At 74.8% G+C, this 13,172-nt stretch carries 13 protein-coding genes; 3 read left to right on the forward strand and 10 right to left on the reverse strand.

From position 1 onward, the window contains the following. Positions 1–549: 549 nt before the first annotated feature. From ACFSJS_RS17105 to ACFSJS_RS17130, 6 genes are all read right to left on the reverse strand, one after another. Positions 550–1,134, reverse strand: a complete 585-nt coding sequence (locus tag ACFSJS_RS17105) for a 3'-5' exonuclease (RefSeq protein ID WP_380901209.1) — start codon at positions 1,132–1,134, stop codon at positions 550–552. Between the two features lie 1,378 nt (positions 1,135–2,512). After that, a complete protein-coding gene (locus tag ACFSJS_RS17110; RefSeq protein WP_380901211.1) occupies positions 2,513–3,280 on the reverse strand; it encodes a class I SAM-dependent DNA methyltransferase in 768 nt (255 codons plus the stop codon). A 216-nt stretch (positions 3,281–3,496) separates the two neighbouring features. Continuing rightward, the gene (locus ACFSJS_RS17115) at positions 3,497–4,090 is read right to left on the reverse strand and encodes a DUF4291 domain-containing protein (protein ID WP_380901213.1); all 594 of its coding nucleotides are present in this window, start codon (positions 4,088–4,090) and stop codon (positions 3,497–3,499) included. A gap of 573 nt (positions 4,091–4,663) precedes the next feature. Further along, positions 4,664–4,915 carry a hypothetical protein gene (locus tag ACFSJS_RS17120; protein ID WP_380901215.1) on the reverse strand — a complete coding sequence of 84 codons (252 nt, stop codon included), beginning with the start codon at positions 4,913–4,915 and terminating at the stop codon, positions 4,664–4,666. Beyond that, entirely contained in the window at positions 4,912–5,346 is a 435-nt protein-coding gene (locus tag ACFSJS_RS17125; RefSeq protein WP_380901217.1) for a DUF1622 domain-containing protein, read from the reverse strand. Before ACFSJS_RS17125 ends, ACFSJS_RS17120 begins: the two co-directional genes overlap by 4 nt. Positions 5,347–5,499: 153 nt before the next feature. Continuing rightward, positions 5,500–6,534 carry a GlxA family transcriptional regulator gene (locus ACFSJS_RS17130; RefSeq protein ID WP_380901219.1) on the reverse strand — a complete coding sequence of 345 codons (1,035 nt, stop codon included), beginning with the start codon at positions 6,532–6,534 and terminating at the stop codon, positions 5,500–5,502. Between the two features lie 53 nt (positions 6,535–6,587). Here ACFSJS_RS17130 and ACFSJS_RS17135 point away from each other — a divergent pair, with 53 nt between their 5' ends. Continuing rightward, positions 6,588–7,241 (forward strand): HD domain-containing protein, encoded by a 654-nt coding sequence (locus ACFSJS_RS17135; RefSeq protein WP_380901221.1) that lies wholly within the window; start codon positions 6,588–6,590, stop codon positions 7,239–7,241. A 98-nt stretch (positions 7,242–7,339) separates the two neighbouring features. Here the strand turns inward: ACFSJS_RS17135 and ACFSJS_RS17140 are convergent, their stop codons facing one another. Further along, on the reverse strand, positions 7,340–7,831 hold the full coding sequence (locus ACFSJS_RS17140; protein WP_380901223.1) for an SRPBCC family protein: 492 nt from the start codon (positions 7,829–7,831) through the stop codon (positions 7,340–7,342). Between the two features lie 541 nt (positions 7,832–8,372). Between ACFSJS_RS17140 and ACFSJS_RS17145 the strand changes: the two genes are divergently transcribed. Continuing rightward, positions 8,373–9,209 carry a class I SAM-dependent methyltransferase gene (locus tag ACFSJS_RS17145; RefSeq protein ID WP_380901303.1) on the forward strand — a complete coding sequence of 279 codons (837 nt, stop codon included), beginning with the start codon at positions 8,373–8,375 and terminating at the stop codon, positions 9,207–9,209. A 30-nt stretch (positions 9,210–9,239) separates the two neighbouring features. Here the strand turns inward: ACFSJS_RS17145 and ACFSJS_RS17150 are convergent, their stop codons facing one another. The 3 genes from ACFSJS_RS17150 to ACFSJS_RS17160 all read right to left on the reverse strand — a co-directional run bounded on the left by ACFSJS_RS17150 (position 9,240) and on the right by ACFSJS_RS17160 (position 12,565). Beyond that, positions 9,240–10,433 (reverse strand): cytochrome P450 family protein, encoded by a 1,194-nt coding sequence (locus ACFSJS_RS17150; protein WP_380901225.1) that lies wholly within the window; start codon positions 10,431–10,433, stop codon positions 9,240–9,242. 362 nt (positions 10,434–10,795) lie between these two features. Next, positions 10,796–11,803 carry a 1-aminocyclopropane-1-carboxylate deaminase gene (locus tag ACFSJS_RS17155; RefSeq protein WP_380901227.1) on the reverse strand — a complete coding sequence of 336 codons (1,008 nt, stop codon included), beginning with the start codon at positions 11,801–11,803 and terminating at the stop codon, positions 10,796–10,798. 63 nt (positions 11,804–11,866) lie between these two features. Then, positions 11,867–12,565 carry a GntR family transcriptional regulator gene (locus tag ACFSJS_RS17160; RefSeq protein WP_380901229.1) on the reverse strand — a complete coding sequence of 233 codons (699 nt, stop codon included), beginning with the start codon at positions 12,563–12,565 and terminating at the stop codon, positions 11,867–11,869. A 164-nt stretch (positions 12,566–12,729) separates the two neighbouring features. On the opposite strand from ACFSJS_RS17160, the gene ACFSJS_RS17165 reads away from it, so the two are divergent. Beyond that, a complete protein-coding gene (locus ACFSJS_RS17165) occupies positions 12,730–13,164 on the forward strand; it encodes a GNAT family N-acetyltransferase (RefSeq protein WP_380901231.1) in 435 nt (144 codons plus the stop codon). Positions 13,165–13,172 lie beyond the last annotated feature (8 nt).

Here is a 13,172-nt window from a genome sequence, read left to right on the forward strand (position 1 = left end):
AGGGGTACCCGCCGGGGGCCCCGCCATGCCCGGACGGTTCCGCTCCGGAGCCGCTCGGGTGACCCCGCCCCGATGCCCTCCGTCCGGCGAGGCGGCGCCCGGCCGCGCCCGTGGCGGACGGTGGCGGCGCCGCCCGGCCCTCCCGGCGGCGCCGCCCGGCCCGGAACCCGCCGCGGCTCCCACCGGGCCGTGCCCGCACCGTGCGCCGCGCAGGACGACCCTCCGCCAGAGCCCGCTGCGACAGCTCCGGATCAAGGCGCCTGTCCCTCCGGATCGCAGCGAACGATTCCGCCCGCGACGAACCCGTCCCGGCCTCCCGACACGACCGTGATCAAGCAACACGGCCTCCGACATGACCGTGCGCGACGCACAAACCCTGCCGTCGCCGGGCGGACGGACCAGTGCGTCCACTCCGCAGAGGGCACGTCGCGGGGTGTCGGCGGACCGTTCGGAACTCACGAGACGTTTGAGGACCGGCCGCGGAAGGAGCACCCGCTGACCTGGAGTGGCAGGGCCTTTGCAGGATGTCCCTCAAGCCGGGCCGGTGCGTCAGGCGGGGTGCTCCACCGTGGCCGGCCAGGCCCCCCGTTCAAAGAGGTGAAGCACGAGGGCCGCAATGTTCCAGGCGTCGTCCTCGGCCCGGTGGTGACGGCCTTCGAGCCGCCGCCCCGCGATCTCCAGGGCCTGCGCCATGCCGGGGCGTTTGCGCAGGCCGTATGCCTCGGTGAAGACAGCCTTGGCGTTCGTGTGGCGGCGGCCGAAAGGGTAGGGCGTCCGTGTGGCCCGGCACTGCCGTGTGAACTGGTGACGGTCGTAGTCACCCCAACTGGCCCACGGCCGGGCGCCCGCGCGGTGCTCGGCCGCCAGCAACCGGCACGCCTCGGCGAAAGTGACCCCCTGATCGACCTCCTGCTGGGTGAGGCCGGTCAGCTCCGTGCAGAACTCGCTGACCGTGGACCGGGCGGGCCTCACCAGGATCCGGTGCCGGGCGAGGCGCTCACCGGCGTCCAGGTCGATGACAGCCAGCCCGACCTCGATGATCTCGCCGACCTCGCCAGGCGGCTGGGAGCCGGCCCAACACGTCGCTTCGACGTCCACGACGTTGACGAGGCCCTCAGCGCAGGTGCCGTCCACGGCAGGAAGGGTAGGGAGGCGCAACGGCCGGCGCACGCCGTTTTCGAGGCTGCCCCGACACCGACCCGCTCCGCACCGTCCTCGGGCCCGCAGGGGTCCGGCACGGTTCGCCGAGTGGAACCAGATCAACTCCTTCACCCGTGGAGCCACTTCCGGGCCGTGCGGTGGAGCCCGGGGAAGTGCTTGCGAACACGGCATGAAGCGGGCCCGGACCACGGCCGGTGCGGCCGGGCTCGGCTTCGCACCGTTGCCGGAGCCCTTCGAGGTCGGCTCTGTTCACGTGGAGTGGTTCCGGCGCGACGTCCGCGGAGCGGTCACGATCGGTGATCAGCGGGTGTTTCGAGCACGTGGAGGATCTGTCGCACTTCCTGGCGCCACTGAGCGGCGTCGGCGCCGTCCACCCAGCCGGTTGCCGTCTCCGATCCGTCCACCTGCTGTACCGCCGGGGCAGCCCCGGCAGCTGCTCGGCGAACGACCGCCGAGCACACGAGGGCTCCGGACAAAAGAACCGCCGAACCCGCGGCAGAGGACGACCGGACGTCCCCCACTCGGCACGTCCGCGGGAAACCCCGGGCAAGAGCCGTGTACTCGGGTCGACTCGCTCCCGCGGCCCGGGCGTGCCGCCCAGGCCGCCGTGCTGCACACGTCGATGCGTGTCGCCTCGTCAATCACGTCCGGCGACAGCACCGACACGTCCGCGATGGACGGCAACAGCAGGCCCTCCGGAGGATGCGGCCCCTCCCCCACGACGCCGCACTGTCCGACCACACCGAGATCGGCCCTGGCCGTCTTCGGGCGACTTCCCGAAGCCTGGTCGGAGCACCAGCCCTCACTCGGCGTGCGCGGTCACGGAAAGCGAGCCGGAACCAGGGCTCGTGGACAGAGCCATCGAGGTGGAGGCCCGTTTCCCGGAGCCGGCCGAGGAGGTCCTGACCGCCTCGGTGGCTGCCCCTGCCGGCCGCGCTGTGCCCTGTCCGGCAGGCGGAGACCACCGGCTCCCCGGTGACCCCGTCCACCCGACTCGTGCTCAAGGCCGGTACCCGTGCGGAGCGGAAGGGCGAGAAGGGGCTCGGGGCCGAGCTGAAGGGCTCCCGACGAAGTGATCTCCGAGGTGGCCGGATCACTCCGCGACCGCCGTCCGGTCTGGGACCTCGGCGTGGAACCGCTGATCGCCCGAGGCGGCACCGAGTGCGGCTCCGGACTCGGCCCCCGACGCCGGGCTGTCGAGCGCACCTTCGCCCACCTGCGCTGGTTCCGCCGCCCGCGGGGCCGCCGGGAGATCCGCGACGGCATCCACGAAGCCTTCCTCGCCCCCGGCCGCGCACTGGTCCGCCGGCGGCGCCCGAACTCCCGACAGGAGCTTCGGGACAGGCACGGCTCACGTCGACAGCCCGGTGGCCCGACCCCGGATCGGTTTGCGCCACACAGAGATGTGCTTCGTCGAGTCCTGGGTGAACGGCGCACCGTCCCAGTCCGCGACGCGCCGCTCCAGCTCGAGCCCGGCGATCCGTGCCATCAGGTCGAGCTCCGCAGGCCAGGCGTACCGGTGCCGGGAGGTGCCGCGGCGGTAGCGTCCGTCGCCGTCGTCGCGGGTGAAGTGGTGCGAGACGAGGACCTGCTCGACCAGGTCGAAGGTGTCGAAGCCGAGATGCCGCTCGGAGACGTCGAACGGGACCGCGACCTGCCCGGGCGGAAGGAACCGCAGCGGCGGCACGCCCAGCTCGATGACGAAGCGGCCCCCGGGCCGCAGATGGCGTGCCGCGTTGCGGAAGCACTCGACCTGCTCCTCCTGCGTGAGCAGGTTCGTGATGGTGTTGTAGACGAGGTAGACCAGTGCGAACTCGCCGGGGACGACGGTCGTGGCCATGTCCCCGATGACGACCGGCAGCTCCTCCTCGCCGATTTTGCGCCGCAGGACCGCCGCCATGTGCTCGGACAGTTCGATGCCCGCCACCGGCACGCCGCGCTCCCGGAGCGGGACGCCGACCCGTCCGGTTCCGATGGCGAACTCCAGCGCCCGGCCGTCACCGGCGAGCTCGGTGAGGAAGGCGAGGGTCGGTCCGAGGACGGCGGCCGAGGACATCTCGGCCTCCTCGGCGTCGTAGCGCTCGGCGGTCGCACGCGTCCACAGTTCACTGCTCGTCACAGAGGGCCACTGTGCCGAGTGACGGGGGGCGCTGTCGACGCATTTTCCACCGGTCCCGGCCACGCAGTTCCAGGCGAGCCGGTACGGACCTCCCGGGGCGCCCCGGCTCCGGCCGCGCCGTCCCACACCCCGGACCGGCAGTCCCGGAGCGATCCGACCGGCTCGGGGATCATTTCGTCGGGGGTTCCACGAGATCGCCTCGATGGGCGAACGGGCTCATGGGCGTAGATGAGCCATGGCCCCGTCGCTCAGGGGGTAGGGGCGTTCACGGGGCAGGAGTTGCCGTGCGGCGTCCAAGTCCCCGTCTCGTACATGCGCGTGGACCGCGTGGGCGAGTGATGTGACGTCGGTGATGGAGACGGTCCACTCGTCGGCGTAGAGGCGCGCGGCTTCGCCGGCGAGACCGAGCTGGAGGGACCGGTGGGCAAGCGGCTGGAGGTGCAGGTCGCGTTCGGGGTCCCATTGCACCCGGGCCGGGGCCCGCTTCAGTCGGCGCTTCCACGTGGCGCGGTCGGCGTGGAGCCCATGCTCGTAATGGGACAGGCAGGCGTGTTCCAGTGCCCACTCGAAGCCCTCACGGGAGATCTCGACGGCGAGGACGGTCTCCTGCCCTTCTTTGGTGCCCCAGCCGCAGCGGTACATCATCCACAGGAACGACGGCTTGATCCATGTCATCCGGTCCCGCTGCCACACCGCCGGGAAGCGGTCCTCCCGGGCCGCCGGCAGGCCTATCTCCGGGGTGTACGCCTGGTAGACGGTGACTGTGGAGTCCGTGTGCAGGGCTCGAATCCGGTATCTGGGTTCTGCCACGGGGACCAGGATGGCCACACTGCTCCGTACGCGCCATCGGATTACCGCAGCCCGGGGCCACCGGGCCGCGGCGAGGAGCCGGGCGATGTCCGCAGCGTCGTAGCGGGTGCGGACGAGCCGGGCGGGGCTGCCGCCGACGATGCCGCTCGGTGAGGGGCTCGGCGAAGGACCGGAGATGTCCGGTGAGGGCATCCGGTTCGGGGCAGCGGACCGAGACGGCCTTGGGGCGGAGCTGTTCCGCCTCGGTGAGGGTGCCGGAGTGGCGGAGGATCCAGCCGGCGACCGTGCGAGGTGGAGGCGGCGGGCCGTCGGGGTGCGCTCGGCGGCGTACCGGGCGACCGTGTCCGCACCGGGGCGGGCGGAGTCGTGACGGGATCGGGCCGGCAGCATCGGCGGGAGGTGCCGCCCTCGGCCTCGTGGGTGAGCGCACTGCGGCGGAGCCGGTGCAGGGCCCTGCCGTCCGGGTCCTCGACGTCCTCGGGCGAGGCGAGGGGGTCGGCCGGCAGCCGGGCGCTCCCCTCGAAGACCTCCTCAGCCCGGCGGCAGGGGAGCCGGGGCCGTGCGGCCGGGCCCTCACGGCCGGTGCGGCCGCGAGGCGCGCAGGCCCGCGGTGACCAGCTTGCGGACGGCGACCACGGCGGCGGCCGTCGCGATGGCATCCCAGCCCGGTCCGCCGGCCAGCCGCAGCAGCCCCGCCGCGATCAGGAAGTCCAGCAGCACGGCCAGCGCGGGCATCAGCCGCCTCACCGACACGAGCACCACCGCGGCGGCCACCAGCCCGAAGGCGGCGGCGGCGAGGGCGGCCGCCTCCAGGGCCCCGGTCACGACGACGCCGGGGTGCGGGTGCCGCCCCCCTCCTCCCCCGCCTCCTCCTTGCGGCGCTCGCGCTCGATCTCGGCACGCTCGGCCGCGATCTCCCGGCCGAGAAAGAAGTTCAGGGCGGTTCGGATCGCCGCGATCGCGGCGAGCTGCCCGATCTCGGTGAAGCTCGGCGCCACGGCCGTGCGCAGCACGTCCCCGGCGAGCTGGAACTCCAGGCCCAGCAGCAGGAACCGCCCCAGGGAGAGCCGGATCCGGTTGAAGTGGCGGCCCACGCCGCCGCCTCGCACCCCCGCCAGCAGGAAGCAGCCGAACGCCCAGACGGCCCCCACGAAGATGATCAGTGCACCGGCCGCCTCCACCAGTCTCACCAGGAGGTCCACCACGTCCCGGAGGGCGGATTCGGGCAGTACGTCCACAGCCAGGAAAACGTTCATGACCGGCCGGGTACCCCGCCCGGCCCGATCGGCACGGCGGGACCGAAAGCCCGGGGGCGGCACCGCCGTCGCGGCACGCGGCGGCGAGCCCGGTCACGGAGGCGGCGGTCGCAGGCGGCGCCGGGCCGGGGCGCGGAACACCGCCGGTCCGCTTCACCGCTCCGGCTCCCCCGCGCCCCGGGGGGCCGGGGAGGCGAACGCCGCGCGGTAGGCGGTGGGCGAGGTCCCCAGCGCCCGCCGGAAGTGCAGCCGCAGGTTGGAGGGGCTTCCCAGCCCGCACCGCTCGGCCACCTGGTCGATGCCCAGTCCGGTGCCCTCCAGCAGTTCCCGGGCGTGGTCGAGCCGGGCCGCGAGCAGCCACCGCAGCGGCGTGGTACCGGTCTCGGCGACGAAGCGCCGGGCGAAGGTCCGCGGCGCCATGTGCGCGTGTGCGGCGAGCCGACGGACCGTCAGCGGCTCGTGCAGGCGGGCCAGGGCCCACGCGCGGGTGGGGGCCAGCGTGGTGCCGTCCGCGGCGGTGGCCAACGGGCGTCTGATGTACTGCGCCTGTCCGCCGTCACGGTGGGGTGCGGCGACCAGGGTGCGCGCCACCTGGTTGGCCGTCCCCGCCCCCAGGTCGCGCCGCACCAGGTGCAGGCACAGGTCGATGCCGGCAGCGACACCGGCCGAGGTCAGCACCCGTCCCTCGTCCACGTACAGCACCCGAGGATCCACCGACACCCGCGGGTGCCGCGCCGCCAGGTCGTCGGCGTACAGCCAGTGGGTGGTGGCCGTGCGCCCGTCCAGGACGCCGGCGGCGGCCAGCGCGAACGCGCCGGTGCAGACGGAGACCAGCCGCCGCCCCCGGGCGTGGGCGTCGGCCAGGGCGCCGAGCACGGCCGCGGGCACCTCCCGCAGGTGCGGCGCGTACCCCGGGACCACCACGGTGTCCGCGCTCCGCACCGCCTCCAGGCCCGCCGCCACCGTCACGGCGAACCCCGCCGCCGTCGGCACCGGGCCCGCCGACCGCCCGCACAGCGTCATCTCGTACGGAGCGCCCGGCACCGCGGTGAAGACCTGCGCGGGGATGCCCAGGTCCAGGGGCAGCACGCCGTCCAGCGCCAGGACCGCCACCCGGTGCGGCGCGGTACCGCCGGCGGCGGTGCCGCAAGCGTCGGCGGGGGCGGTGGAGGCAGTTTCCTCTCGCATGTCGGCAATCCTGCCACTGCCGTGTGCGGGGACTCCCGCCGAGCATGGAGGTCATGACCGACACGACGACCACCGGAATCCCGCCGCTCCCCGACGCCCCGGTCGCCCGCAGCGCCCTCGCGCTGGTGCGCCGGACGGAATCCGCGGCGACCGCGAACCACAGCGTCCGCAGCGCCCTGTTCGCCCGCCTGTGCGCCGACCACCGGGGCGCGCTCCCCGGCCGGGACTACGACCCCGAACTGCTGTTCCTGGCCTGTGTCCTGCACGACATCGGCCTGACCGAGGCGGGGGACCGCCACCAGCGGTTCGAGGTGGACGGCGCGGACACGGCCGCGGAGTTCCTCACCGGGCAGGGCCTGCCGGCGGCCGATGTCGACGCCGTGTGGGAGGCCATCGCCCTCCACACGTCGCCGGGCATCGCCGAGCGCCGCGGCACGCTGTGCGCGCTGGTGCGCACCGGAGTCGGCATGGACTTCGGGAAGGCCACGGACTTCGTCGGCGACGCGGTCGGCGCCGCGATCCACGCCGCCTACCCGCGGCTGTCCATGGCCACCACCCTCACTGACGAGATCGTCGCCCAGGCCCGCCGCCGTCCGGAGAAGGCCCCGCGCTTCTCCATCGCCGCCGAGTTGCTGCGGGAGAGGTCCACACCGCCCTACACGACCCGGATGGAGGCCGACGCCGACGCCGGGCGCTGGGGCAACTGACACGGCCCGGAACCGGTTCGCGGCAGCCGGTGCCCGGGGGTGCGGCCGGGAGGCGGCCGGCGCGGTCGGCGGGCTCCCGGCCCGGACGCCCTCCCGGCTCAGGCCAGGGACTCGAAGTAGGCCTTCTGCGCGGGGTAGTAGTCCCCGAAGGCGGGCCGGGGGCCGCCCGTGCGCGCTGCGGTGAGCATGTCGAGGTAGTACTCCCAGCCCGGGCCGGTCTCGCCGAGGGGTTCCGTGGTGTCGAGGTGGTGGACCAGTCGGAGTTCGGTGGTGCCGCCCGTCTCGGTCAGCAGCAGCTCCAGCGGCCAGGAGCCGGCCTCGTCCTCCATCGAGACGGCGAGGCGGCGAGGCGGTTCGCAGGCGCCGATCCGGACGGGGCACCAGGGCGCCGACTCCTCGAACGCCAGCTGCACCTCGACGGTGCGGCCGGGCGCCGCCGTGCCGCGCCAGGCGCCGAACCAGCGGGCGGTGCGGTCCGGCTCGGTGACGCTCGCCCAGACGTCGTCGGCGGAGGCTCGGTAGGTGCGGGTGAGGACCAGGTCGTATCCCGTCGCTGCGGGGACGAGCTGTCCGGTGGGTCGGGAAGTCATGCCGTGTCCTCCCTGGAGTGGTGGGGGGTGCGCGGGCCACCGGGCCCGGTCCGGCCGGTCGGAGCGCCGGGCGCCGAGGCGGGCGGGGGCCACACGGCGGATCGGGGCGGCCGGGCGGGAGCGGGCGACCAGTGCCGCCGGCGTCCGCCGCTCGTCCCGGACCGGGCCGCTCCCGCGCAGCACGCTCGGGCCGCGCCCTCACCCGCCGTCGGCGGAGCCCGGCGCGACGGGGCCGGAAACTCCGGGTGCACCGGGTCGGCGCCGGCCGCCTCGGTGCGGTCGTCCGCACCGAAAGCGTAACCCGGGGGCTGCGCATCGGCCAGGGCGCGCCCGTCGGCCCCGGGACCGGCGGGCGCGGCGGAGGAGGTGCCGCGTCGGCGGGAAGGCGCCGGACTTCGCCGCCTTCCCCCCTCGAAGGCGGCGCGCGGGGTTGGATGGGGGCATGGCCTCATCGTCCGAACACCCCGAACACGCCGAACACCCCCGGCCGCCGGGCCGGAACCGGACGGGCGGGGCGGGCTTCGACCCCGCCGTCCAGGAGATGTTCCGCGCCAACCGGGCCGACTGGGACGCGCGGACCCCCATCCACGCCGCCAGCCGCTTCTACGACCTGACCGGCGCCGGAGCCGGGCCCGAGGACGTCCTGGCGTGGTCCGCCCGCTGGTTCGCCCCCTACGAGTGGAGGGACCTCGGCGATCTGGCGGGGAGGGACGCCGTGCACCTGCAGTGCCACCTGGGCACCGAGACCCTCGCCCTGGCCGCCCGCGGGGCGCGCACCACCGGGCTGGACCTCTCGGGCGCCTCCGTCCGAGCGGCCCGCGACCTGGCCGCGCGGGCCGGGCTGGCGGTCGAGTACCGCCAGGGCAACGTCTACGACGCCGTGGAGATCCTCGGCGGACGGCGGTTCGACCTGGTCTACACCGGCAAGGGCGCCCTGCACTACCTGCCCGACCTGGACCGCTGGGCGCAGGTCGTCGCCGGTCTGCTGCGCGGCGGGGGACGTGCCTACGTGGTGGAGTTCCACCCCCTGCTGAACGCGCTGGGCACCGTGCCGGAGGGGGACCGGGAGGAGGAGTTGCTGCTGCGCCACGACTACCTGGGCGGCCGCGGCGCCGTGCGCCGCGAGGTGCGCCGCACCTACACCGACGGACCTCCCCTGGAGGAGGCCGCCGACAGCTACGAGTGGGCGCACGGCCTGGGCGAGACGGTCAGCGCCCTGGTCCGCGCCGGGCTGACGATCACCCGGCTCACCGAGGGCGACGAGCTGCCCTGGCCCCGCTGGCCGCAGATGGTCCGCACCGCCTCGGGCTGGTGGCGCCTGCCCGAGGACCGGCCGCGGATCCCGCTGCTGTACGCCCTGCTGGCCACCCGTCCCTGACGCCCGGCGGCCGGCCGCCGGGCGTCCGGCCTACCGGGCGAAGCGCACGGGCAGGCTCACCGGACCGCGGATCATCATCCCCGGGCGCCAGGTGACCGCCGCCGGATGGATGTCCAGGGCCAGGTCGGCGCAGCGCTCCAGCAGCGTCCGGATGGCGATGCGCGCCTCCATCCGGGCCAGCGGCGCGCCCAGGCAGTGGTGGATGCCGTGGCCGAACGCCACGTGGCCGCGGGCGTCCCGAGAGATGTCGAAGCGGTCGGACGAGGGGAAGCGCGCGGGGTCGCGGTTGGCGTCGGCCATGGCGATCAGGACGAGCTCGCCTCCCCCGGGGACGACCGTGTCGCCGATCCGCACCGGTTCGGTGGTGAAGCGGAACGTGGGGGTCTCCACCGGTCCCTCGTAGCGCAGCATCTCCTCGACCGCGGCGTCGACGAGGGAGAGGTCCGCGCGCAGGGCGGCCAGCTGCTCCGGGTGGGTCAGCAGGGCCAGGACGCCGTTGGAGATGAGGTTCACGGTGGTCTCGTGGCCGGCCACGAGCAGCAGCCAGGCCATGCCGACGAGTTCCTCGCGCGACAGCCTGTCGCCGTCGTCCGAGGGGCGGGTCAGCGCGCTCATGAGGTCGTCGCCGGGCTGCTGCTCCTTGCGGTCCACCAGCTCGGCCATGTACCGCGCCATCGAGGCCGCCGCGGCCCCGCGGAGCTCGGGGTCGGTGGCGCTGAGCGCGTCGTTCGACCACGTCCTGAAGGACTCCCGGTCCAGGTCCGGAACGCCGAGGAGTTCGCAGATCACCGAGATGGGCAGCGGGAAGGACAGTGCCTCGACGAGGTCGGCGCGCCCGTCGGGAGCGGCGAGCATCCGGTCCAGGAGGGTGTCGGTGGTCTTCTGGACGCGAGGGGCGAGCCCCTCCACCCGGCGCGCGGTGAACTCCCGGGCGACCAGCCCGCGCAGCCGCGTGTGGTCCGGCGGATCGGCCCTGAGCATGTGCGGGCCGGAGGAGACGGCGCCCAGCGGCAGGGAGGGCGACGCCCGGCTCCAGTCCTTGGAGAGCCTGGGGTCCGCGAGGGCGGCGCGCCCGGCCTCGTAGCCGACGACCAGCCAGGCCTCCGCGCCTCCTTCCGGCATCCGGATGCGGTGCACCGGCCCCTGGGACCGTAACCGGGCGTACACGGGGTAGGGGTCGCGGGTGAAGGACTCCCCCAGCGCCGCGAGGTCGACGATGCTCATGGGACTACCGCCTCACTGGTAAGGAACGTGGTGCGCGGCGGGAGGGGCAGCCGGGCGGCGGGGCCCGGGCACCGGCGCCCACCGGCGCGGGGGCCGCGAGAGGAGCGGTGCCCCCGCCTCGGCCGCCGGCCCGGTCCGCACCGGGCGGCGCCGTGCCGTGGTTCCGGTCATGGTCCGCCCCCCGATCGGCGCCCGGCCGCCCGCCGACTGTATCCCCCAGCGCGGCCGGGACGAAGCGGTTTTCCGGCCGCGGACGGCCCGGCGCACCGCTCCCCGGTGCGGCCCCTCCCCCGCCGCGGACCGGGTGGGTGCGGTTCCTCCGGGGAGGCGGGCCCCGCCCCCGCCCGCGCGGCCGTACGGGGTCAGCCGAAGAGGCCGCTGTAGGCGTTCAGGGCGGGCTGGCCGCCGAGGTGGACGTACAGGACGTTGGAGTCCCCGGGGATCTCGCCGCCGCGGACGAGGTCGATGAGCCCGGCCATCGACTTGCCCTCGTACACCGGGTCGATGATCATGCCCTCCAGGCTGCCGGTGAGGCGGATGGCGTCCACGGTGGACTGCACGGGGACGCCGTACAGGTCGCCGGCCCACCCCTCCAGGACGGTGATCTCCTCGTCGCGCAGGTCCCGCCCGACGCCGATGAGCTCGGCGGTGGCGCGGGCGATCTTCTCCACCTGGGCGCGGGTCTCGTCGATCTTCGCGGAGGCGTCGATGCCCAGCACGCGGCGGGGCCGGTCCTGGGCCGCGAACCCGGCGATCATGCCCGCGTGGGTGCTGCCGGTGACGCTGCACACCACGATGGTGTCGAAGAAGACGCCCAGTTCCCGTTCCTGCTGCTGCACCTCGAAGGCCCAGTTCGCGAAGCCCAGGCCGCCCAGGGGGTGGTCGGAGGCTCCCGCGGGGATCGCGTACGGCGTGCCGCCGGCCGCCCGGACCTCCTCCAGCGCCTGGTGCCAGCTGTCCTTGAAGCCGATGCCGAAACCGGCCCGGACCAGGCGTACGTCGGCGCCCATGACGCGCGACAGCAGGATGTTGCCGACCTTGTCGTTGACCGGGTCGGGCCAGTCCACCCAGCTCTCCTGGACCAGCACGGCCTTCAGGCCGGCCCTGGCGGCGGCCGCGGCCACCTGCCGGGTGTGGTTGGACTGCACCCCGCCGATGCTGACCAGGGTGTCCGCGCCCCGGGCGAGGGCGTCGGGGAGCAGGTACTCCAGTTTGCGGGTCTTGTTCCCGCCGAAGGCCAGCCCGCTGTTGCAGTCCTCCCGCTTGGCCCAGATCCGGGCTCCGCCGAGGTGGTCGCTGAGGCGCTCCAGGGGGTGGACGGGGCTGGGGCCGAACAGCAGGGGGTAACGCTCGAACGCGTCGAGGGACATCGGTGGCTCCTTCGTGTCGGCCCCGGTTCCGGGGCTCCGGCCGCCGTCGCCGGCGGGGTGGTGTCAGCGTCCGGCGGGAGGACCGTCCTCGGCGGGGTCGTCCGGAGGCAGGGTGTCGAGCAGGGGCGCCAGGGTCTGCCAGTTGGCGCGGGTGGCGGCGGCCGCCCCCTCGGCGTCGCCGGCCTCGCACAGGTCGGCGATGCGGTCGTGCTGGGCGACCGAGCCGCGGCCGGCCAGCGAGGAGAAGCGCAGCCGCTCCAGACGCCGCAGCACCGGTGTGAACTGCTCGATCACGGTGCGCACCGCGGGATTGGCGCAGGCGGTGACCGCGACGCCGTGGAAGGCGTCGTCCGCGGCGATCGCCGCGTCGACGTCCTCGTCCCGCAGGGCGTCGGCGAAGCGGGCGTTGGCCTCGCGCATGGCGTCGATCTCGGCGGCCGACAGGCGGGGAAGCGCCTCCCGGACGGCGAGCTCGTGCATGGCCGCCGTCACCGACTGGGCTCCGCGCACGGCGCGGGCGTCCAGCGGGCTGACCCTGGTGTAGCGGCCCGGCCTGGCCTGCACCAGTCCGGCCTGCTCCAGGCGTGTCAGGGCCTCCCGCACCGGCGTGCGGCTGACGCCGAGCCACTCCGCCAGATCACCGTCGTTGAGCCGCTCCCCCGGGGCGAGGGTGCCGTCGACGATGGCGTCCCGGATCGCCCGGTAGGCGGTGTCCCTCAGCAGCGATCTGGGGGAGGGGGCGGACCCCTTTGGAACTGGCATGCAATATATTGCACATTGCATGTCGGCCGCCGTCAAGCAGCACCCCCGATCACCGGGGCGCGGGCGGTCGGGGGCCTCCCCGGAGCCGGGCGCCCCCGGAGCCGCCCGGGGCGGGCGAGGCGGTCCCGCACGGCGCGTGGAGACGCCGGTGCTAGCCTCACCCGGTGCCCGAGACGACCCTGCGCCACGCCCTGGCCGACGACATCCCCGACGTGCTCGCCTTCTGGAGGACCGCCGCCGAGGACGCGCACCGTCCCGCGGACGACGAGGCCGCGGTCGCCTCCCTGCTGGCGCGGGACCCCGAAGCACTGATCCTCGCCGTGGAGGGCGAGGACATCGTGGGGACCGTCGTGGCCGGCTGGGACGGTTGGCGGTGCAACCTCTACCGCCTGGCCGTGTCGCCCGAGCGGCGCCGCAGGGGCATCGGCCGGCTGCTGGTGCGGGCGGCCGAGGAGCGGTTCGCACGCCTCGGCGGGACCCGGGCGGCGGCCATGGTCCTGAACGGCAACGCCCTCGCCCACTCCACGTGGCGCGCCTGCGGTTACGCGCCCCAGTCCGAGTGGTCCCGCTGGGTCAAACCCCTTTCGCCCGTGCGGTGACGGCGAAG

The organism is Streptomyces desertarenae, from assembly GCF_042681365.1.
GTDB lineage: Bacteria > Actinomycetota > Actinomycetes > Streptomycetales > Streptomycetaceae > Streptomyces > Streptomyces desertarenae.